At 72.7% G+C, this 21019-nt stretch carries 18 protein-coding genes and 1 riboswitch; of the genes, 9 read left to right on the top strand and 9 right to left on the bottom strand.

All coding sequences use genetic code 11. The features are described 5' to 3' along the window. Positions 1-72: 72 nt before the first annotated feature. The 7 genes from QP090_RS13790 to QP090_RS13760 all read right to left on the bottom strand — a co-directional run bounded on the left by QP090_RS13790 (position 73) and on the right by QP090_RS13760 (position 5524). Positions 73-684: a TetR/AcrR family transcriptional regulator gene (locus QP090_RS13790; protein ID WP_285939202.1), complete on the bottom strand. Its 612-nt coding sequence runs from the start codon at positions 682-684 to the stop codon at positions 73-75. A gap of 151 nt (positions 685-835) precedes the next feature. Further along, positions 836-1171 (bottom strand): hypothetical protein, encoded by a 336-nt coding sequence (locus tag QP090_RS13785; RefSeq protein WP_285939200.1) that lies wholly within the window; start codon positions 1169-1171, stop codon positions 836-838. Positions 1172-1209: 38 nt separating this feature from the next. Continuing rightward, on the bottom strand, positions 1210-2223 hold the full coding sequence (locus QP090_RS13780; RefSeq protein WP_285939199.1) for a bile acid:sodium symporter family protein: 1014 nt from the start codon (positions 2221-2223) through the stop codon (positions 1210-1212). Positions 2224-2277: 54 nt separating this feature from the next. Further along, a complete protein-coding gene (locus QP090_RS13775; protein ID WP_285939198.1) occupies positions 2278-3162 on the bottom strand; it encodes an isocitrate lyase/PEP mutase family protein in 885 nt (294 codons plus the stop codon). A gap of 340 nt (positions 3163-3502) precedes the next feature. After that, positions 3503-4090, bottom strand: coding sequence for a copper resistance CopC family protein (locus tag QP090_RS13770; RefSeq protein WP_285939197.1), 588 nt, complete (start codon positions 4088-4090; stop codon positions 3503-3505). Further along, positions 4087-4845, bottom strand: coding sequence for a YcnI family copper-binding membrane protein (locus QP090_RS13765; RefSeq protein ID WP_285939196.1), 759 nt, complete (start codon positions 4843-4845; stop codon positions 4087-4089). The genes QP090_RS13770 and QP090_RS13765 overlap by 4 nt, the downstream gene beginning before the upstream one ends. Before the next feature lie 79 nt (positions 4846-4924). Further along, positions 4925-5524, bottom strand: coding sequence for an MFS transporter (locus QP090_RS13760; RefSeq protein WP_285939195.1), 600 nt, complete (start codon positions 5522-5524; stop codon positions 4925-4927). A gap of 107 nt (positions 5525-5631) precedes the next feature. Beyond that, positions 5632-5857: riboswitch (cobalamin riboswitch) on the top strand. A gap of 94 nt (positions 5858-5951) precedes the next feature. On the opposite strand from QP090_RS13760, the gene QP090_RS13755 reads away from it, so the two are divergent. From QP090_RS13755 to QP090_RS13715, 9 genes are all read left to right on the top strand, one after another. Beyond that, the gene (locus QP090_RS13755) at positions 5952-8342 is read left to right on the top strand and encodes a ribonucleoside-diphosphate reductase subunit alpha (protein WP_285939194.1); all 2391 of its coding nucleotides are present in this window, start codon (positions 5952-5954) and stop codon (positions 8340-8342) included. Next, positions 8339-9361, top strand: a complete 1023-nt coding sequence (locus tag QP090_RS13750) for a ribonucleotide-diphosphate reductase subunit beta (RefSeq protein ID WP_285939192.1) — start codon at positions 8339-8341, stop codon at positions 9359-9361. The genes QP090_RS13755 and QP090_RS13750 overlap by 4 nt, the downstream gene beginning before the upstream one ends. Before the next feature lie 151 nt (positions 9362-9512). Beyond that, the gene (locus QP090_RS13745; RefSeq protein WP_285939191.1) at positions 9513-9665 is read left to right on the top strand and encodes a hypothetical protein; all 153 of its coding nucleotides are present in this window, start codon (positions 9513-9515) and stop codon (positions 9663-9665) included. Positions 9666-9800: 135 nt separating this feature from the next. After that, positions 9801-10412, top strand: coding sequence for a superoxide dismutase (locus QP090_RS13740; RefSeq protein WP_285939190.1), 612 nt, complete (start codon positions 9801-9803; stop codon positions 10410-10412). A 150-nt stretch (positions 10413-10562) separates the two neighbouring features. After that, on the top strand, positions 10563-10979 hold the full coding sequence (locus QP090_RS13735) for an acyl-CoA thioesterase (RefSeq protein WP_285939188.1): 417 nt from the start codon (positions 10563-10565) through the stop codon (positions 10977-10979). Continuing rightward, positions 10976-12100: a zinc-dependent alcohol dehydrogenase family protein gene (locus QP090_RS13730; RefSeq protein WP_285939187.1), complete on the top strand. Its 1125-nt coding sequence runs from the start codon at positions 10976-10978 to the stop codon at positions 12098-12100. Before QP090_RS13735 ends, QP090_RS13730 begins: the two co-directional genes overlap by 4 nt. Positions 12101-12204: 104 nt before the next feature. After that, positions 12205-14007, top strand: coding sequence for an asparagine synthase (glutamine-hydrolyzing) (gene asnB, locus QP090_RS13725; RefSeq protein WP_285939186.1), 1803 nt, complete (start codon positions 12205-12207; stop codon positions 14005-14007). Between the two features lie 171 nt (positions 14008-14178). Next, a complete protein-coding gene (locus QP090_RS13720; protein ID WP_285939185.1) occupies positions 14179-15885 on the top strand; it encodes a bifunctional glycosyltransferase/CDP-glycerol:glycerophosphate glycerophosphotransferase in 1707 nt (568 codons plus the stop codon). After that, positions 15882-17459 carry a glycosyltransferase family 39 protein gene (locus QP090_RS13715; RefSeq protein ID WP_285939184.1) on the top strand — a complete coding sequence of 526 codons (1578 nt, stop codon included), beginning with the start codon at positions 15882-15884 and terminating at the stop codon, positions 17457-17459. The genes QP090_RS13720 and QP090_RS13715 overlap by 4 nt, the downstream gene beginning before the upstream one ends. Here the strand turns inward: QP090_RS13715 and QP090_RS13710 are convergent. Together QP090_RS13710 and QP090_RS13705 are read right to left on the bottom strand one after the other, a co-directional pair. Further along, the gene (locus tag QP090_RS13710; protein WP_285939183.1) at positions 17381-19933 is read right to left on the bottom strand and encodes a stealth conserved region 3 domain-containing protein; all 2553 of its coding nucleotides are present in this window, start codon (positions 19931-19933) and stop codon (positions 17381-17383) included. The genes QP090_RS13715 and QP090_RS13710 overlap by 79 nt on opposite strands. Beyond that, a complete protein-coding gene (locus tag QP090_RS13705; protein ID WP_285939181.1) occupies positions 19930-20856 on the bottom strand; it encodes a hypothetical protein in 927 nt (308 codons plus the stop codon). The genes QP090_RS13710 and QP090_RS13705 overlap by 4 nt, the downstream gene beginning before the upstream one ends. Between the last annotated feature and the right edge of the window lie 163 nt (positions 20857-21019).

The raw sequence follows: 21019 nt of genomic DNA, 5'->3' as shown, positions 1-21019 counted from the left end.
TGCCACCCGGATAAACAGGATCGTTCGGCAGTCGGGTGAGGTCCACCACCCCCGAACGGGGGTGGCCGCGTGTCACCCGGCGACGAAGGCGGCCCGCAGCACGTGCGCCATGTGCGCGCCGATCCGCTCGGGCGACCAGTCGCGGTCGACCAGCAGGGTCTCGCAGACCCCGTTGGAGATCAGCGCCAGCAGCATGTCGGTGGCGCTGTCGACCGTCCAGTGCGGCGCCAGCATCCCCTCGTCGTCGAGCCGCCGGATCAGCGCCCGGTTGGACTCCAGTCGCCAGTACATGGCGGCCTCCCAGTGCCGCGCCGCGTCGGGGTCGGCGTGCGCCACCCGCTCGACGGCGCGGGACACCGCGAGGACGCGCGGCATGAACGCGGCGTGCAGGCGGGCGAACTCCTCCAGCGCCGTGACGGCGTCGGGCGCGGAGCTGATCGGCGCGAACCGGCCCTCCACGTCCTCGACCTCGTTGACGTAGTCGTACAGCGCGGTGAACAGGTCGCTGCGGGAGGTGAAGTGCAGGTAGACGGCGCGGCGGCTGACCCCGGCCCGCTGTGCGACGGCGGCCATGGTGACCGCGCCGGCGCCCTCGTCCTCGACCAGCTCGCGTACGGCCCGCAGCAGCGCAGCGCGGGAGCGGCGGCTCCGCGCGTTGCGCGGCTCACCGATCGACTTGGGCATGTCGCCATCGTCCCAGGTCGCGATAAATGCATGCGGCGTGAGGCTTCTTCTGCATGCCGCCGGCCGGGACGGGGGACGCCGGCGGGGAAAGGGGACGCCGGCCGGTGCGGTGACCGGCCGGCGTCCGCCGGCTAGCTCTCCGAGGACCCGGTCACTCGTCGTCCACCTCGTTGGGAGCGGTGGCGACGGTGTCGCCGGAGCCGACGCCCTTCCCGGTCACGGTGCCGGTGCCGTTGCCGTTCCCGGCGCCGGTGACCTCGTTGATGATGTCGCTGCCGGGGCTGCCGTTCCCCTCGGCGAGGTTGAGCGACCGGTCGATCTCCAGGGCGCTGTCGTTGCCGGAGTCCTCGCCGCTGTTGCCGAAGTCGACGTTGACGGAGCCGATGAGCGGTGCGGGAGCCGATGCCGCCGATGCCGTGCCCGCGCAGGTGAGCGTGCAGAGGCAGGTGACGATGGCGTACACGAGGGCCTTGGCGAAAAGGCGCATGGTTGTTCTCGTCCTCTCGGTCGGTCGTGGGTGATGGGTCAGGCGGTGGCGTGCGCGGGCTCGGGAACCGGCCGCGGCTCCTGCCGCTTGGCGAAGCGCTGCGCGAGCCACGAGCACACCAGTAGCTGGAACTGGTGGTAGAGCATTAGGGGCAGGACGGTGGTGCTGACGGCCGCGCCCGCGAACAGCACGGTCGCCATCGGTAGCCCGCTGGCCAGGCTCTTCTGCGAGCCGCAGAACAGGATCGCGACGCGGTCCGCCCGCGAGAAGCCGAAGGCCCGCGCGAGCAGCGCGGCGATGCCGAGCGCCAGGGCCAGCAGGCCGGCGATGACCAGGGCGAGCAGCACGAGCTGCCGGACCGCCAGCCCGCTCCACACCCCGCTGACGACGCCCTGGCTGAAGGCCGTGTACACCACCAGCAGGATGACGCCCCGGTCGTAGAGGCCCAGGAGCCCGCGCCGGGCCCGGACTCGGTCGCCGATCCAGCGCTGGGCGGCCTGCCCGGCCAGGAACGGCAGCAGCAGGCGGACCATGATGTCGCCGACCGAGGCGAGCGAGAACCCGCCGTCGCCCGCCGAGATCAGCACCGCGACCAGCACCGGCGTGAGCACCACCCCGACGAGGTTGGAGAGCGAGGCGCTACAGATCGCGCCCGCCTCGTTCCCCTTCGCGATGGAGGTGAGCGTGATCGACGACTGCACGGTGGACGGCAGCACGCACAGGAACACCACGCCCGCGTACAGCGGCTCGTCCAGCACCTCCGGCACCAGCACCGCGCAGGTGAGGGCCAGCACCGGGAACACCGCGAAGGTGACGAACGAGATGGCCGCGTGCAGCCGCCAGTGCCGCAGCCCGCTCAGCGCCTCGGTTGTCGACAGCCGCGCGCCGTAGAAGAAGAACAACAGGGTGATCGCGATGGTGCCCGCGAGGTCCAGGACCCCGGTCACGCCACCGCGGGCGGGCCACATCGCGGCGATTCCCACGGTGCAGAGAATCGCCGCGATGTAGGGATCGATGTGCAGCCGCGCCAATGCCGCGGAGACGACACGCATTTCTCTTCTTGCTCCCAACCTCGTCCTGCCGCCATCGATCCGGAAGAAAGGGAACTACGCCAGGGAATCGGCCAGTACCCGCACGGGTTCCCGTTCGGGCTTGGGGTGGTTTCTGCTGATGTTCTGCTCCAGCAGTGCGATCGACTCCTTGACGCCGACGCTGCGCCCGGTCATTTCGGGAAGCCGGCCCTCGGCGGCCTTGAGTCCCCGCATCGCCTCCTCCATCGCGGTCTGCGCGGCGAACAGGCAGGGCGTGCTGTAAATGGCCACATCGACCCCCAGGGCGGTCAACTCCGGCAGCGAGATGCGCGGCGACCTGCCGCCCGCGATCTGGTTGAACAGCAGCGGCTTGTCGCCGATCACGGCCCGCACCTTGTGGATCCAGTCGATGCTGCGGACGCCGTCGACCAGGACGACGTCGGCGTCGGTCTCGGCCAGCGCCGCCGCGCGGCGCAGGATCTCGTCCTCGTCGCTCGCGTCGGTGCGGGCCACCACCACCAGGTCCCGGCGGGTGCGCAGCACCATGTCGAGCTTGTCGAGGTACTCCTCCAGCGGGAGGAGCCGCTTGCCGTCCACGTGCCCGCAGCGGCGCGGGCGCTGCTGGTCCTCCAGGATGACGCCGGAGGCGCCGGTCAGCTCGAGCTGGTCGACGACGTGGCAGGCGACCTCCGGGTCGACGTAGCCGTCGTCGATGTCGACGAGCAGGTGCTGGGCCGGGAAGGCGAGCCGGAGCCGCTGGACGAACGCCACCATGTCGGGCCAGGCGATGAACCCGATGTCGGGCAGGCCGTAGTGGGACGCCGCGAATCCGAATCCGGACACGAACAGGCCGTTATAGTGCTTTGCGGCGACGGAGGCGGAGAACATGTCGAACACTCCGATGAGCGGGGTGACTCCGTCCGACAGGATCTCGCGTCGTAGCTCGTCTCCGTAATTCACGTTCTCTCTCCTATTGTCGTGTTTCATACGGGCGGGCGGATCCGCCCGGCTCGCGCCGGCGGGTCCGGCCCGACCTGGATTCGCGCACGGAATCTGCAACTTCTCCGTGCCACAAATAGTTATTCATATGTGATGTACAGCGCCGGCAAGGTCTCGCTTTTGCCGTGATAAAATCGCGCGCGCGCAAAACGCTTTGCCCTTTGATTTCCGATTTCGCGGGGCCCCTCGCGGCGGTCCCCGGAACGGCATGACCCGGAAAGGCATGACAGAGCCCTCCGCCCGCACGGTGAGGCCGTGCGGGCGGAGGGCTCTGGGACGAGGCCGGGTCGGCGCCTCCGGGTCAGCGCCTCCGCACGAGGGCGACCCCGCCGGCCGCGAGCACGACGACCGCTGCGACCAGCCCGATCCACAGCCACCCCGACGAGCCGCCGGACCCCTCCGGAGCGCCCGCGGCGGGACCGGCAGAGGCGGAAGCGGAGGCCGGTGCCGAGGTTGGGGCGTCGGTCTTCGCGGACGTCGCCGATGTCGAGCCCCGCACCGTGAAGGTGTAGCTGCCCGTCACCGGGTGGCCGTCAACGGAGACCACGCGCCAGCCGACGGTGTAGACGCCGTTCGGCAGCGTCCCGTCCACCGCCTGCGTGACCTTGTTGTCGACCGCACGCGCGGGCCCCGCTGCGTGCTGCCCGCCGTTCGTGTCCGACAGCACCACCTTCGGAACCATCACCGGATCGGCATAGGTGAGCTCGATGGAGGACGGTGCGCGGGCCGTGGACCCCGGCGCCGGGGTGGACGACCTGAGCGTGGTGTGCGCCGACGCCGGAGGCGCGGCGACGAGTGTCAGCACCGTGGAGGCCAGCACCGTGGAGGCCAGTGCGGTGAAGACCAGTGCAGTGACGGCCGGGAGGGGTGCGGCGGCGGGCCGCCTCACGACCGGCTCCGTCGGTTCCGCGCGAGGCCGAGGCCGCCGGCCGCGATGCCGATCACCCCGGCGGCGAGGCCGAGCCCGCCCAGCAGGCGGGCCGTCCCGTCGTCCTCGCCGCCGCCGGACGGCGCGCCGGCCTTCGCCTTGTCGGCCGGTCCGGCCTCGGCGACGGCGGTCGCGCCCTTGGGGGTCAGCCTGAGCACCGGGGCCGGGTGCTCGGGCTCGTCCTGCCCGTCGACCTGGTTCTGGTCCCACTTGACGACCTCGCCGCCGGAGTAGGTCTGCTCGGTCTTGAACACCAGCCGGTCGATGCCGGTCGGGATCGGCCCCATCGAGACGTCGAACTCCTGGAACTGGCCGGCCTCGATCCGGCCGCCGGTCCAGGTGATCCGGGTGACGGCCTCGGTCAGCTCGCCGCCCTCGGTCTGCACCGGCGTCGGCAGCCTGCTCTTGTCGACCTTGACCGTCCAGCCGGGCACCGGCCGGACCGACACCGAGGCGAGCGGGTGGTCGGCGGGCAGGTCCACCCGCACCTTGGTGGTGCCCGCGTCGTCCCGCTCGTTCGGGACCCGGAAGGACACCTTGGTGTAGCCGCCCTGCTCGGCGGTCCCGGGGTTGACGGTGACGTGGGCGGACGCGGCGGTCGCGAGGCCGGCGACCGAGATCGCGGTGAGGACGCCTGCCGCGGCGAGGCGGCGGGCGTGGACGTGGACGCGGGTGCGGGTGCGGGCCTGGACGCGGGCGCGCTGGATGGCGCTCATGACGGAACTCCGTTCGAGACGTACGGGAAGGGCCGGATGCGCCGGGGACCGGCGTCCGGTGACGTACGGCGCTCGCGGGTCAGATGAGGGCGAGCGCTCTCGAACGGGCGGGCGGCCCCCGCCGGACGACGAGATGCCGGAGCACCCGGACGGTGGGACGCGGGGCGTCCGCCGCGGGTGCGACCGGTGTACGCGCCGGAGGGGTGGCGGGTTCGACCGCGAGGAGGGCGAGCAGCAGCCGGATAGGTCGGTCGGCCATCGCCGAGACCCGCCTGGCCAGCGACCATGCGGCCCGCTCGCCGCGCCGCAGCCACCACGCCGACAGCAGTGCCGCCGCGACGTGCGCCAGCGTCATCGCGGCGCCCGAGCCATGGCCGCCGCCGGACACGGGCGCGGGATGGTGCTCGGCCATCCCGGGCGCGCAGGCGCTCGCGAAGAGCGTGTGCAGCGCGAACTGTCCGCCGAGCAGCCCGCCCGCGAGCGTGGGCAGCGAGCGTTCGTGCCCGGCCAGCGCCAGTGTGACCGCCAGCACCGCGCCGAAACCGGACGCGACGGCCCAGCCGGGGACCGCCGCCGGGGACGCCAGGGCGTGCCCGGCGGTCGCCAGAGTGACGCACACGGTGGCGAAGACGACCGCCCGGGAGGTGCGGAACAGCGGATGCGGGGGAGGCGGGGACATGGCGTGCCCATCGTCCCACCCTGGTCCGCGGGTCGTCATCCACCCCCCAGCGGATCGTGTGACACGCCCTACATCTTGGGGTGGCGCAGTGGTGGCCGACTAGATGTAGGGTCGGGCCTCGTGCTGGTTCGCCCCTGCCGCGGTTCGGCGGGGGCGTCGCAAGAGGGAACCCGGTGTGAATCCGGGACTGCCCCGCAGCGGTGAGCGGGAACGACCGCCGTCATCGAGCACTGGTCCGCCCGGCGGACCGGGAAGCGACGGTCAGTAGCCCGCGTCTCGTCCAGAGGCGCGTCGCCCGCGAGTCCGAAGACCTGCCCGCACGTTGAACGTCCAGGCTCCGCGGGAGGGCCGCTGGGCGGGTGCGCGGCGTACCGCCGCGCCTCGTTCGCGTGCCCCGGTGGAGCGAGCTCGCGAGGGGATTGAGCACGTGACACAGGAAATGATCGCGACGCCTGGGGCGCGCCACGCCGGCGCCGCACCGGCGGGCACGCCCGCGACCGCACCCGCGGACGGGACGGCGGGCGAGGCGCTGGCCGCGCAGGTCGAGGGCGCCTGCGCCGGGCTGCCGGGCGCCGACCCGCGCCGCGTCCTGGCCGCCGTCCGGTCCGGGAACGGCGTCGGCGCGGCGGGGCTGCGCGAGCTGGCGATCGGCGAGGCCGCCGCGCTGGTCGCCGCCGAGCCCGCCTACTCCAAGGTCGCCGCCCGGCTGCTCGGCGCGCACATCGCCGACGAGGCCGCCGCCGAGGGGGTCGCGACGTTCGCCGGATCGATCGCCGCCTCGCACGCCGCCGGGCTGCTCGCCGACGCGCCCGCCGCGTTCGTCGCCGCCAACGCCGCCGCGCTGGACGCCCTGATCGACGAGACGGCCGACGACCGCTTCGAGTACTTCGGGATGCGCACGCTCTACGACCGCTACCTGCTGCGGCACCCCGAGACCCGGCGGGTGCTCGAACGCCCGCAGTACTTCCTGCTGCGCGTGGCGACCGGGCTGTCCGACACCGTGGACGACGCCGCCGAGCTGTACGGGCTGCTCAGCACGCTGTCGTACCTGCCGAGCTCCCCGACGCTGTTCAACTCCGCCGCGCGCCGCCCGCAGCTCTCGTCCTGCTTCCTGCTCGACTCGCCGCGCGACGAGCTGGAGTCGATCTACGAGCGGTACGCGCAGGTGGCGCGGCTCAGCAAGTACGCGGGCGGCATCGGCATCTCGTGGACGAAGGTGCGCTCGCGGGGATCGCTGATCCGGGGCACCAACGGGCACTCCAACGGCATCGTGCCGTGGCTGCGCACGCTCGACTCGTCCGTCGCCGCCGTCAACCAGGGGGGCCGCCGCAAGGGCGCGGCGTGCGTCTACCTGGAGCCGTGGCACGCCGACGTCGAGGAGTTCCTGGAGCTGCGCGACAACACCGGCGAGGAGGCGCGCCGCACCCACAACCTCAACCTGGCCAACTGGATCCCGGACGAGTTCATGCGGCGGGTCGAGGCCGACGCGGCGTGGTCGCTGTTCGACCCCAAGGAGGTCCCCGAGCTCGCCGACCTGTGGGGCGAGGAGTTCGACGCCGCGTACCGGCGGGCCGAGGCGGACGGCCGGTACGTCCGGCAGGTCCAGGCGCGGCGGCTGTACGCGCGGATGATGCGGACGCTCGCCGAGACCGGCAACGGCTGGATGACGTTCAAGGACGCCTCCAACCGGTCCTGCAACCAGACCGCCGAACCGGGCAACACGGTGCACCTGTCCAACCTGTGCACCGAGATCATCGAGGTGACCAGCGACGGCGAGACCGCCGTGTGCAACCTCGGCTCGGTCAACCTCGCCGCGCACGTCGGCCCGGACGGCATGGACTGGCCGCGCCTGCGCCGGACGGTCCGCACGGCCGTCCGCTTCCTGGACCGGACGATCGACCGCGGCTTCTACCCGACCGGCGAGGCCGAGGGCGCCAACGGCAAGTGGCGGCCGGTCGGGCTCGGCGCGATGGGCCTGGCCGACGTGTTCTTCACGCTGCGGCTGGCGTTCGACTCCGCCGAGGCCCGCGAGCTGTCCACCCGCATCGCCGAGGAGATCGCGCTCGCCGCCTACGGCGCGTCCGCCGACCTCGCCGCCGAGCTGGGCCCGCTGCCCGCCTACGCGCAGACCCGGACGGCGCGCGGCCGGCTGCACCACGACCACTTCCCGGAGGCGACGCCCGCGCGCGCCGCCGAGTGGGACGCGCTGCGCGCCCGCATCGCCGAGGTCGGGCTGCGCAACTCGCTGCTCGTCGCGATCGCGCCGACCGCGACGATCGCGTCCATCGCGGGCTGCTACGAGTGCGTCGAGCCGCAGGTGTCCAACCTGTTCAAGCGCGAGACGCTGTCGGGGGAGTTCCTCCAGATCAACGGGTACCTGGTGGCCGAGCTCAAGGCCCGCGGCCTGTGGACGACGGCGGTGCGCGAGGCGATCAAGCGCGCGAACGGCTCGGTGCAGGGCCTGGCCGACCTGCCGGACGATCTGCGGTCGCGCTACCGGACCGCGTGGGAGCTGCCGCAGAAGGCGCTGATCGACATGGCCGCCGGGCGCACCCCGTACATCGACCAGAGCCACTCGCTCAACCTGTTCATGGAGACGCCGACCATCGGCAAGCTGTCCTCGATGTACGCCTACGCGTGGCGCAGCGGCCTGAAGACGACCTACTACCTGCGGTCCCGCCCGGCGACGCGGATCGCGCAGACCACCGTCGCCGGCGCCGCCGCGTCCGGCGCCGCCGTGTCGGACGCCGCCGCGTCCGACACCGACGCCGTCGTGTGCTCGCTGGAGAACCCCGAGACCTGTGAGGCGTGCCAGTGAGCGAGTCGACCGGAGGGCGCGGCATGCTGCTCGACCCCGGCATGGACCTGACGCTGCGGCCCATGCGCTACCCCGACTTCTACGAGCGGTACCGCGCCGCGATCCGCAACACCTGGACGGTGGAGGAGGTCGACCTCGGGTCCGACCTCGCCGACCTGGCCCGGCTGACGCCCGCCGAGCTGCACCTGGTCAACCGGCTGGTCGCGTTCTTCGCCACCGGCGACTCGATCGTGGCCAACAACCTGGTGCTCAACCTCTACAAGCACCTGAACGCGCCCGAGGCGCGGCTCTACCTGTCGCGGCAGCTCTTCGAGGAGGCCGTGCACGTCCAGTTCTACCTGACCCTCCTGGACACCTACCTGCCCGATCACCAGGAGCGGGCCAAGGCGTTCGCGGCGATCGAGCACATCCCCTCGATCCGGGCCAAGGCCGAGTTCTGCTTCCGCTGGATCGGCACCATCGACAAGCTGGACGAGCTGGCCACGGGCGCCGACCGGCGCGCGTTCCTGCTCAACCTGATCTGCTTCGCGGCGTGCATCGAGGGGCTGTTCTTCTACGGCGCGTTCGCCTATGTCTACTGGCTGCGGTCCCGGGGCCTGCTGAACGGCCTGGCGTCCGGCACCAACTGGGTGTTCCGCGACGAGAGCATGCACATGGAGTTCGCGTTCTCGGTGGTCGACACCGTCCGGGCCGAGGAGCCCGAGCTGTTCGACGCGGCGATGACCGAGCAGGTCACCCGCATGATGGAGGAGGCCGTCGAGGCCGAGCTGGCGTTCGCCCGCGACCTGTGCGGCGACGGCCTGCCGGGGATGTCGGCGGACGACATGCGCGGCTATCTGGAGTACGTCGCCGACCAGCGGCTGGCGCGGCTCGGCCTGCCGATCCGGTACGGCACCGCGAACCCGTTCGCGTTCATGGAGTTGCAGGACGTGCAGGAGCTGTCCAACTTCTTCGAGCGGCGCGTGTCGGCGTACCAGATCGGCGTCGAGGGCAGCGTCGCGTTCGACGAGGCGTTCTGAGGCGTCCGGTCCGCCGGTTCTCCGTTCTCGCCCGTTCCTTCGTTCTCTGTTCCTCGGTTCCTCTGCGCGGACGCAAACTTTCCGGTAGGGGCGCTCGTTGACCTGATGAGGCGGCGACCCCCCGCCGCACCGTGAGGCCGAGGAGAACGAGATGGCTTCTCTCATCGACCGGATCAAGGGCTACGTGAACAGCCCGCAGGCCCGGCAGGCCCGCGCGCGGGCCGAGCGGGTCGCCCGCGACCCGAGGACCAGGGCGAAGGCGCGCGGCCTGCTGGCGCGCCTCCGCGGGGGACGGCGCCACTGATCCGACACGCCGTCCGATCCCGCGTCCCGACCGGGCCCGTCCCGCCGCCGTACCGGCGGTGTGGCGGGCCCGCCGGGTTCACGGCCCCTGTTGCATGTTGGACGTAGCTGCGACTTGTTTGCAATAGTGGGGATCATGGCCAACTACACGCTGCCCGACCTGCCTTATGACTATGCCGCCCTGGAGCCCGCGATCACCGGGGAGATCCTGGAGCTGCACCACGCCAAGCACCACGCGGCCTACGTCAAGGGCGCCAACGACACGCTCGAGAAGCTCGCCGAGGCGCGCGACAAGGAGCAGTTCGGCGGGCTGGTCGGCCTGGAGAAGACCTTCGCGTTCAACCTGTCCGGGCACGTGCTGCACTCGATCTTCTGGGACAACCTGTCGCCGGACGGCGGCGACCGCCCCGAGGGCGAGCTGGCCGCGGCGATCGGCGAGCACTTCGGCTCGTTCGAGGCGTTCCAGAAGCAGCTTTCGAGCGCCACCTCGCTCGTCCAGGGATCCGGCTGGGGCGTGCTGGCCTGGGAGCCGCTCGGCGAGCGCCTGGTCGTCGAGCAGATCTACGACCACCACGGCAACGTCGGGATGAACAGCACCCCGCTGCTGGTGTTCGACGCCTGGGAGCACGCGTACTACCTCCAGTACCGCAACGTCCGCCCGGACTACGTCCAGAAGCTGTGGTCGCTGGTCGACTGGACCGACGTCACGGCCCGTTTCGACGCCGCCCGCGCCGCCCGCGCCGTCTGACGGATCCGGCGGCAGGACCGTGCCGCCTCACAGACCGCGGCGTCCACCAGGCCGGGATCGTGCTCAGAACCTTTCCCTTGCGGCCCGGTGGGCGCCGCGCCTTCGTCCCGCGCCGCCGCCGGCTACCGGCCGGTACTTAGACTGGCCCGCGTGACGAGCGACTACGCGCACTGGGAGACGGTGCCCACGCGGTGGAAGGACAACGACGTGTACGGGCACGTCAACAACGTTGTCCACTACTCCCTGATGGACACCGTGATCAACGAGTGGATGATCCGGACGGCCGGTTTCGACCCGCTCACCAGCGACTCGATCGCGCTGTGCGTGGAGTCGCACTGCGAGTACAAGGCCGAGGTCTCCTTCCCGGACGCGATCCGGGTCGGGCTGCGGATCGGCAGGCTGGGCCGCTCCAGCGTCCGCTGGGAGATCGGCCTGGTCCGCGGCTCGGACGGCGTCCTGATCGCCGAGGGCCACTTCGTGCACGTGTTCGTCGGCCGCGACACCCGCCGCCCGGTGCAGATCGCGGGCCCGGTCCGGACCGCGATGGAGAAGCTGGAGACCCCATGACCAGGACCCGGTCCGCGGTGCTCGTCGAATCCGGCCGCCCCGCCCCCTACGCGGACTCCCGCCCGGTCGAGGTCGCCGAACTGTCGCTCGACCCGCCCGGCCCCGGCGAGATGCTGGTCCGGGTCGGCGCCGCCGGGCTCTGCCACTCCGACCTGTCGGTGCTCAACGGCTCCCGCCCCCGCCCGCTCCCCATGGCCCTCGGTCACGAGGCCGCGGGCGAGGTGATCGAGACGGGCGAGGGAACCGAGTTCGCACCCGGCGACCGCGTCGTGATGGCGTTCGTCCCGGCCTGCGGCCACTGCGCGCGCTGCGTCGGCGGCCGTCCGGCCCTCTGCGGCCCCGGCGCGAAGGCGAACGGCGCGGGCACCCTGCTCTCGGGCGCCAAGCGCTTCGCCGCCGCCGACGGCACCCGGCCCAACCACCACCTGGGCGTCTCGGCTTTCTCGGAGTACACGGTGGTGTCGGCGCGTTCGGCCGTGCGGGTCGACGCCGACCTGCCGTACGAGATCGCCGCCCTGTTCGGCTGCGCCGTCCTCACCGGCGCCGGCGCCGCGTTCTACAGCGCGCGAGTCGTCCCGGGCGACAGCGTCGCGGTGTTCGGCCTCGGCGGGGTCGGCCTCGCCGCGCTGCTGGCCGCCAAGGCCGCCGGCGCGTCCACCCTCATCGCGGTCGACGTCGTCCCGCACAAGCGCGAGCTGGCCGGACGGCTCGGCGCCACCCACACCGTCGCGGGCGGCCCCGGCGCGGTCGAGGCGATCCGCGAGATCACCGGCGGCGGCGCGGAGAAGGTGCTCGACACCACCGGCGTCGTCCCCGTCCTGGAGCAGTCCTACGCCGCGACCCGCGCGGGCGGCACCACCGTCACCGTGGGCCTGCCCGCCCCCGGCGAGCCGCTGACCCTGCCCGCGCTCAGCCTGGTCGCCGAGGAGCGCACGCTGCGCGGCAGCTACCTGGGCTCCTCGGTGCCCCGCCGCGACATCCCCCGCTTCATCGGCATGTACCGCGCGGGCACCCTCCCCGTCGACGCCCTCCTGTCGCACCGCCTCACCCTGGACGAGGTCAACACCGGTTTCGACCGCCTCGCCACCGGCGAGGCCGTCCGCCAGGTCATCACCTTCTGACCCTCCGGTCCGGGAGGTGAGGTTTGTTTCAGGTTTGTTTCGGGGCTGGGCGAGGTAAAGGAAGAGAGTTAGCTGTAGAACGCATATGTTGAGAGGACGGGTCCATGTGCGGCATCACCGGATGGGTGGACTACGACCGGGATCTCACCGCCGAGCGCGCGACCGCGCTGGACATGACACGGACCATGACACTGCGCGGCCCCGATGACCAGGGGCTGTGGATCGACCGGCACGTCGCGCTCGGCCACCGCCGGCTCGCCGTCATCGACATCGCCGGCGGCGTCCAGCCGATGACGCGCGGGCCCGCGACGATCGTCTACAGCGGCGAGACCTACAACTTCCACGAGCTGCGCCGCGACCTCGAAGGGCGGGGGCACCGCTTCCGGACGCGCAGCGACACCGAGGTGGTGCTGTACGCCTACCTGGAATGGGGCGCCGAGTTCGTCGAGCGGCTCAACGGCATGTTCGCGTTCGCCATCTGGGACACCCGCCGCGAGGAGCTCCTTCTCGGCCGCGACCGCATGGGCATCAAGCCGCTCTACTACGCGCCGACCCCGCACGGTGTGCTGTTCGGCTCGGAGCCCAAGGCGATCCTGGCGAACCCGCTGTTCACCGCCCGGATCGACGAGGAGGGCCTGGTCGAGCTGCTCACCAACACCAAGACCCCCGGGCATGGCATCTTCGCCGGGATGCACGAGGTCGTGCCGGGGCACACCGTCACCGTCTCGCGCCGCGGCGTGGTGGACCGCCGCTACTGGGAGCTGACCGCGCGCGAGCACACCGACGACATCCCGACCACCGTCCGGCACGTCCGCGAACTGCTGGACGACATCGTCCAGCGCCAGCTCATCTCGGACGTGCCGCTGTGCACGCTGCTCTCCGGCGGGCTGGACTCCAGTGCGCTGACCGCCCTGGCCGACCAGGCGCTGGGCCATGAGCGGGTGCGGTCGTTCGCCGTCGACTTCGTCGACGAGACCGGCGGCTTCGTCCCCGACGACATGCGCGACACCGCCGACGGGCCGTACGTGCACGACGTGGCCAAGCACGTCGGATGCGAGCACTCGGACGTCGTGCTCGGCAACGACCAGCTCGCCTCGCCGGAGGCGATGGCCACGGTGCTGCGCGCGAGGGACGCGCCGGCGATGGGCGACATGGACACCTCGCTGTACCTGCTGTTCGCCGAGATCCGCAGGCACTCGACGGTCGCCCTCTCGGGGGAGTCTGCCGACGAGGTGTTCGGCGGATACCGCTGGTTCCACGACCCGAAGGCGGTGGCGGCCGACCAGTTCCCGTGGGCGCAGGCAGGGCTGGGGCAGTCGTTCGAGCTGTTCTCCCCGCGGCTCCGCGAACTGGCCGTGACGTACCAGCGCGACCGCTACCACGAGGCGCTGACGGAGGTCCCGCACCTGCCGGACGCCGATCCGCACGAGCGCCGCATGCGCGAGATCTGCTACCTGCACCTCACCCGCATGGTGCGCCTGCTGCTCGACCGCAAGGACCGGATGAGCATGGCGGTCGGCCTGGAGGTGCGGGTCCCGTTCTGCGACCACCGGCTCGTCGAGTACGTCTTCAACACCCCGTGGTCGCACAAGACCTACGACGGCCGGGAGAAGAGCCTGCTGCGCGGCGCCGTCGCGGACGTGCTGCCCGAGTCGGTGGTGCGGCGCCGCAAGAGCCCCTACCCGGCCACGCAGAACCCCGGGTACGAGCAGGCCGTCCGCGACCGGCTCGCCGAGGTCGCCGCCGATCCCGCCGCGCCCGCCCGCCCCTACCTCGACCTGGACGCCGTCCGCACGCAGCTCGCCCGGCCACTGGGGCACGCGAGCATGCAGCGCGATCGCCTGCCCCTCGAACAGGCCCTGGGGATGAGCGACTGGCTGGCGGCCTACCGGCCCGAACTCATCTGACGGCCGCCCGCCCGCCCGGCGCCCGGCGCTCGAGGGACATCACCACGTCACCGCACCGGCCGATCCCCTACGGCGGTTCAGGGCGCCGATCGGGCCAGGTGGCGGTCAAATCGGGGTCATGGCCGCCAGCCGCGGGCGGGCCGCCGATGACGGGCACCCGATGCTGGCGGAGTGGATGACCAAGATGGACGGGCGCCCGCGGTTTCGGTCGTCATAGCGGGCGGGGCGAGGGCGGAGCTGCTGCGCACGGTCGCGTCCGTGCTGGGCCAGACCCTGGGCGCCATAGAGGCGGTCGTGGCCGGGACGGTCGGCGAGCCCGTGCTGAACCGGCTGGCGGGGACGGAGCGTGTCCGGGTCGTGCGGGACGGTCGGGAGGCGTCCGGGACCTACGTCATGTTCCTCGCCGCAGGGGAGACCCTGGACCGGCACGCGTGCCTGACGCTCTGCATGACGGCGGAACGGTCGGGTGCGCAGGTGGTGTCCGGATGCGGTGAGCGCACCCTCGGCCGCTGCGCGCTGGACGTCCACCACACGACCCGCGACTACATCGGCCCCCTGGAGACCAGCAAGGTCGCGCAGCACGGCGCGTCGACCGGACGGCTCTACCGGCGCGACTTCCTGGAGGAGCACGGCCTGTGGCCCGACACCGAGGCGGAGGCCGCGCGCGCGTGCACGGCGGCGGAGAAGGTCACGGTCGTTCCGCACGGTGTGCTCCGGGCGCCGCCGTTGGCGGTGTCCGGAGCGTTGCGCGCCAAGGCCGGACGGCTGGCGCGCGCGGGGACGAGCACCCGGGCCAAGCGCCTCGCCTACAGGAAGGTGCTCACGCGGCTTCCGGTCCGTAAGGGCAGCGTCGTCTTCGAGAGCGGACGGGGGCAGGTGTTCGGCGGCAGCCCGCGCGCCATCTACGAGCGGCTCCGCGCGGACGGTCATCCCGTTCACGCGATCTGGTCGTACGCGGGCTCGCGGGACGGCTTCCCCACGGACGCCAGGCTGGTCCGCCGCACATCATGGGGGTACTACTGGGCGCTGGCCCGCGCGCAGTACTGGATCGACGACCACGGGCTCCCCGGGCATCTGGCGAAGCGCTCGGAGACGACCTACATCCAGACCTGGCACGGCGCGGCGTTCGAGTTCGTCGGGTTCGACCGGCCGGAGACCAAGCTCGCCTCACGGGCGGCGCGCCGCCGCCTGCAACGGTCGATCGACCGGTTCGACTTCGTCGTCGTCGGCTCCGACCACGACCTGCGCACGCTGCTTCCGGGGCTGCGGACGAAGGCCGAGCCGCTGCCGGTCGGGCAGCCGCGCAACGACGCGCTCGTCACGGGCGGCGACTCGGAGCGCCTGGACGCCGTCCTGGACGAGCTGGGCGTGGACGGCACCGACACGCTCGTCCTCTACATCCCGGTCGACGGACGGCACGCGATGGCGCTCGATCCGGAGCGGTTCGCCGAACAGCTCGGAGACGGATTCGTGCTCCTGACGCGCGACGCGCGGAAACACGGCCCCGGCAGCCGGGTCGTCGACGTCTCCGAGGTGCAGGACCTGTGCCTGCTGATGCTGCTGGCCGACGTGCTCGTCACCGACCATGCGCCGGTGATGTTCGACTACGCGCTGCTGAACCGGCCGATGTTCTTCTACACGCCGGGACTAGAGGAGCGCGTGCGGCAGCGCGGCACGTACTTCGACCTCGCGCACGAGGCGCCCGGCCCGGTGGCCCAGGATCAGGACGCCTTGGCCGCGGCCGTGCGCGACTACCGCACGTTCGACGAGCTGTACGGCCCCGCGCGCAGGGCGTTCGCGGAGCGCTTCGGCGGATACGAGCGGGGCAACGCGGCCAAGGAGATCGTCGAGCGCTTCTTCGCCCCGCAGCGCGGATGAACACGCAGAGCGGCCCGGAGCCGCGAGACGAGCCGCACTCCCGCACCGGCCGCGAACCGGGCGACGCCGCCGCCGTCGCCGGCGACGATGCGCGGGCGCCGGACGGGCGTGGCCGGCGGTGGGCGGTGGTGGGCGTGCCCGCGCTGGTCGCACTGCTCCTGGGGCTGTGGGGGACCGGGCGGCCGTCCCTGTGGGCGGACGAGCTCGCCACGGTGGACGTCGCGCGCCGTTCGGTACCGCAGATCCTGCATCTGCTCCGGCACGTCGACGCCGTGCACGGCGCCTACTACCTGCTGATGCACTGGTTCGTGGACGTGGCCGGCTTCTCGTCCACGGCGGTGCGGCTGCCGTCGGTGGCGGCGACCGTGGTCGCGGCCGGGGTGCTGGCCGCGCTGGGACGGTCCCTGGCGGGGCCGCCCGCCGGGCTGCTCGCGGGGCTGGTCTTCGCCTGCACGCCGGTCGTCAGCCAGTACGCCCTGGAGGCCCGTTCCTATGCGCTGGTGACATGCGCCGCCGTCCTCGCCACGTATGCGTTCGTGCGCGCGCTCCGTTCAGGCGGGATCGTCTGGTTCGCGGTCTACGGCGTGCTGCTCGTGGCGGTCGGGGCCCTACAGATTTTCGGCTTCCTCCTGGTGGCGGCGCATCTGGTCACGGTGGTGGCCGTCCGCCGTACGTGGCGGGTGCGGCTCGCCTGGCTGGTGAGCGTCGTCGTGGCGGGCCTGCTGCTGGTGCCGCTGGCATGGGTGGCGTCGGGGCAGCGGTCGGCGGTCGAGTGGATTCCCGATCCGGACGTGGCGCATCTATGGGCGTCGGTGTGGGGAGTCACCGGAAGCGTCGCGGCCGTGGTCCTGATGGGGGCGCTGTGTGCGGTGGCGCTCGTGCGCGCGCGTGCCGGGGAGTTGGTCAGGGTCACCGTGCCGTGGGCGGTCGTCCCTCCGGCAGCGTTGCTGGCCGCGTCATTGGCCGAGCCCGTGTTCGTGGCGCGATACCTGCTGTTCTGCGTCCCGGCGGTGGCCCTGCTGGTGGGCGCGGGGCTGACCGTCCGGCCCCGTCTGGTCATGGTCCCGGTGGGGCTCGCCCTGCTGGTGGTGACCGCGGTCGTCCAGCCGACCCTTCGCAGGCCCGACAGCAAGTGGCACGACGTCACCCCGATCGTGCGCGTGCTCAAGGACGAGGCGCGGCCCGGGGACGCGTTTCTGGTGGCGCCGTCCGGGATGAGGTCGCTCTCCAGCGCGTACCCGCAGGTGTTCGCCGGGTTGTTGGACATCGCCCAGCGCAGTACCGGTGCCCATGACGGAACGCTTCACGGCCGTGAGGTGGGCGGAAAGGAACTGGCCCGCCGCCTGAGGAACGCCGACCGCGTGTGGGTGGTGCGCCGCATCAACGGGAACCGTCGCGTGGTCGCGCTCATGCGCAAGCGTGTCGCGATGGTGCGGAAGGCGGGACTGAGGCATCGCGTCGGACGCTGGACCGCCAAGCGGATGCGGCTGACCCTCTACGTCCGCCCCGACTCCACCGACACGTCCGGCGACACGTCCGCCGACTTCTCGAAGCCGCACGGGATCGGGAAGTAGCTCCCCAGGAAGCCGACCGTGGCCCGCCACTTCTGCGTCTCGGTCAGGTCGCCCGACGCCATGTCGTTGAGGCAGAACGCGTCGCGGTCGCGCAGCGTCAGCAGCCTGGTGAGCGTGGGCATGCTGGTGCTGTGGCTGAGCGGGACGGTGTCCACCGAGAGCGATCCGGGCACCGCCTTCCCGGTGCACAGCGCGTAGTAGTGGTAGAGCGACGACACCAGGGAGATGTCCTCGGTGGACCGGATCCTGCTGCGCGCCGTCGCGGCGACCTCTTCGGGGAACCGCCGCTCGATCTCGTTCAGCACGCTGCGCCGCAGGGCGTAGGGGGCGTGCTTGAGCGCCTGGACGGGAGTACGGCCGAATTCGCGTTCGATCAGGGCGCGGTTGTTCTTCGCGGCGGCCAGCCAGGTCGCGTCCTTCCCCGTGCGGGGGCTCATGGGAATGGTGGTCGAGGACGGGAAGAACTTGGTCAGCCCGTTGGAGTGGAAGAAGTGCGCGGGCGTGAGCGGCCGGCCTAGGAAGAAGTCGTCGTTGAGGTAGAGGAAATGCTCGGCGAGCCCCTCGATGTGGTGCAGCCGGGTCTCGATCGCGTGCGAGTTGTAGGTGGGCAGCGCGTCCGGGTCGGCGAAGACGTCGCGGTGGTCGACGACGGTCACGTCCTGGTGGGCCGTGTCGAGCCACGGCGGTGTCTGCCGGTCGGTGACGATCCAGACGCGCCGGATCCAGGGCGCGTGCATCGCCAGTGACCGCAGCGAGTACAGCAGCTCGTCGCGGCTGCTGTAGCGGCTCTCGCCGCCGTCGGCCTTGGCGGGTTCCGGTCCGTTGCCGAGCGCGGCCCGCCTGCGCTCCAGCCAGGCGGGGTCGGCGCCGTCCACCCAGGTGTAGACGGCGTCGATGGGGAAGGTCACGTCGTCGGCGAGCGGCCGGGTGAACGCCTCCAGCGAGGGATAGGCGCGCTCGCCCACGGTGAGGTCGGCGGGCCGCAGCGCCTCGGCGGGCACGGTGTTCCCGATCAGGGTGGGCCGGAGCGGGACGCGGCCCCCGTCGGCCGTGACCGCCCAGAACTCCAGGTCGCAGCCGTGGTCCTCGCCGAACTCCAGCGTCCGGGTGGTCGGCGCGATGACGTGGAAGATCCGCAGCCCGCCCGGGACCGGCCAGCTCTCGACGTCGCCGACCGGACCGGACGGCGGCGTGCCCGGCGCCGCCTTGAGCGGCTGCGCGTACACCGGCTCCTCGCCGTAGTGGCGGGCCAGTACGGCCAGTGCCTCGGCCCTGTGGTCCTCCGTCACCGCGACGCGATGTCTGAGCCCGCGGTCCCGCAGCACCAGGAAGGGAACACTCCCGTCGCGCAGAGCTTCCGTGACGGTCTCCAGGTTGAGGCGGGCGACGTCATGGGGGCCGAGGTCGTTCCTTAGCTGGACGAGTCGTTCGCCCTGGCGGGCATGTACTGCGGGGACGAAGCCGCCGACCGTCCGGGCGGTGTGCGCCGCCAGGCGGTCCGCGGCCCCCTCGTGCGCCGCGAGCGCGCGCGCGAAGAGCTCGGCCCGGCGGGCGGTGTCGCGCTCGGCGGTCAGGGACCGCGCCGTGATGAGCGCGTCCATGCCGAGCCGCAACCGGGTCGTCTCGTCGCCCATCAGCCCGGCCAGCCCGGCGGCCAGCGCGGCGACGCCGGGCTGGACCAGGTGGCCGTTGACGCCGTGGGAGACCAGCTCCCCGGCGCCCGGGTGCGCGTAGGCGATCACCGGCACCCCGGCGGCGAACGCCTCGGCCCGGGCCCGTCCGGAACCGGCGGACGCCCCGGTCACCACGCGCACGCTGCACTTGGCGATCTCGTCGGCCAGGCACGGCGCCGGGCCGAGCAGGTGCACCTGGTCCTGGAGATCCAGTGACTCGACCAGCCGGGCCAGGCTCCGCCGGGCCGGCCCGTCCCCGAAGATCCGCAGGGACCAGTCCGGGAACCGGTCCGCGATGGACGCGAACGCGCGGATCGCGTCGCCCGCGCGCCCGTCCTTGGTGAGCCGGTCGGCGAGCACGACCGTCCGGGCGGCCAGCGAGGAGCGCAGCCGGGGCCCCGGCGGCAGCGCCCAGGGGACGGCCTCGACCAGCGGCGCGGCGGCGCCCAGCGAGGCGGTGAACCAGCGCGCCGCGTGCTCGGTGGCGGTGATCAGCAGGTCGAGCCGGGGCGCGGACGCCAGCAGCGGCTCGTCCCGCGCCGTCCACGTCTCGGGGGCCAGACCGGTCTGGTGCACCAGCGCGGTGGCCGGGGGCGCGATCCGCACGGCCAGCGCCAGCGTGGCGGGGGCGGCCGTGACCAGGACGCCGGGGTCGACGGCCGCCGCGCCGCCGGCCCGCGCCTCGACGATGCCGAGGATCCGGACGTCGTGGCCGGCGCGGAGCCGCCGGGCCTGCTCCAGCGCGGCCTGTTCGGCCTCGCCGGCGGCGTCGGCCGAGGTGACGAGGTAGGTGATCTTCACGCGGTCTCCTCGGGAACGGAGCGGGTGAGCAGCAGCCGGCCACGGGCGGAGTAGCGCGGCCGGACGCGCAGCGGCGGCCGGCCCGCCGCGGTGTGGATCAGCCGGGCGGGGTAGCGGATCGACCGGTCCGGGCGCCGCAGGCCGTCGAGGTAGCGGCCGACCGGCAGCGCGGGCGCGCCGTCGACCGCGAGGGTGAACCGCCATTCGGGCGCCGCCGCGATCGCCTCGCCGGGGACGGTGAAGGTGAAGCGGCCCTCGCCCAGCACGACGGGCAGCCGGGTCCGCCCGTCCCGGTGGACCATCTCCACGACGGCGGGGCCGGGCCGGCCCGCGGCGATCAGCCGGCCGGAGACGGTCACCCCGTCCCAGCCGGTCACGACCCTGGTGACCTGGGCGCGCGGCGTGGCCGGGGTGAGGGTCAGCGACGTCCGCCCGCGCGTCGTGGCGCCGAGGACGTACCCGGTCCCGGTGTCGGGGCAGCGGGCGGCGGCGCGGGTCGGGCCGCCGGACGGGCGGCGCGGCGGCGGCCCGTAGACCGGATGGCGGCTCGCCCCGCCGTCGACGTGCCGCAGCCGCAGGTGCAGCAGCCACCTGCCGGGCCCGGGGCCGGCGAGCGTCGCGAGGTTCAGGGCGGTCGCGGCCGAGCGCGGCCCGTCCCGGTGCAGCCGGACGGAGTGCTCGTGCCCGTCCCTGGTCAGGACGAGGTGGACGGTGATCGGCCGCGGTCCGGCCGAGCGCGGCAGGCGCACCCGCACGTTCAGCGACACACCGTCCTGGACGACCAGCTCCTCGATCGTCGCCACCGGCAGGACGCGCAGTGCCGAACGCGCGCACCTCGCGCGCAACCGCCGCGCCTCGCGCGCCGCCGCCGTGGCGGCCCTGGCGGCCAGGCGCGACTCCCGGGTGAGAACGCGACGCAGCATGAGCACTCCGATCACTTCCGCCGGAGCGTAGGCACCGCTGGGCCGGAATACCGTGTTCGCCACCGCTCCTTACCATTTCTTTACCTGTGCGCCCGGTGGCCGTGTGATTCCGGTTTTATCGGAAGGTGCGAGGTATGTCACTCCAAGGCGGCCTAAAATGTTT

Origin of the sequence: Actinomadura xylanilytica (genome assembly GCF_030283145.1) — a bacterium.
In the GTDB taxonomy this organism is placed as follows: domain Bacteria; phylum Actinomycetota; class Actinomycetes; order Streptosporangiales; family Streptosporangiaceae; genus Spirillospora; species Spirillospora xylanilytica.
Note: the sequence above shows the minus strand (reverse complement) of the source record. Positions and strands in the feature narration are given on the sequence as shown.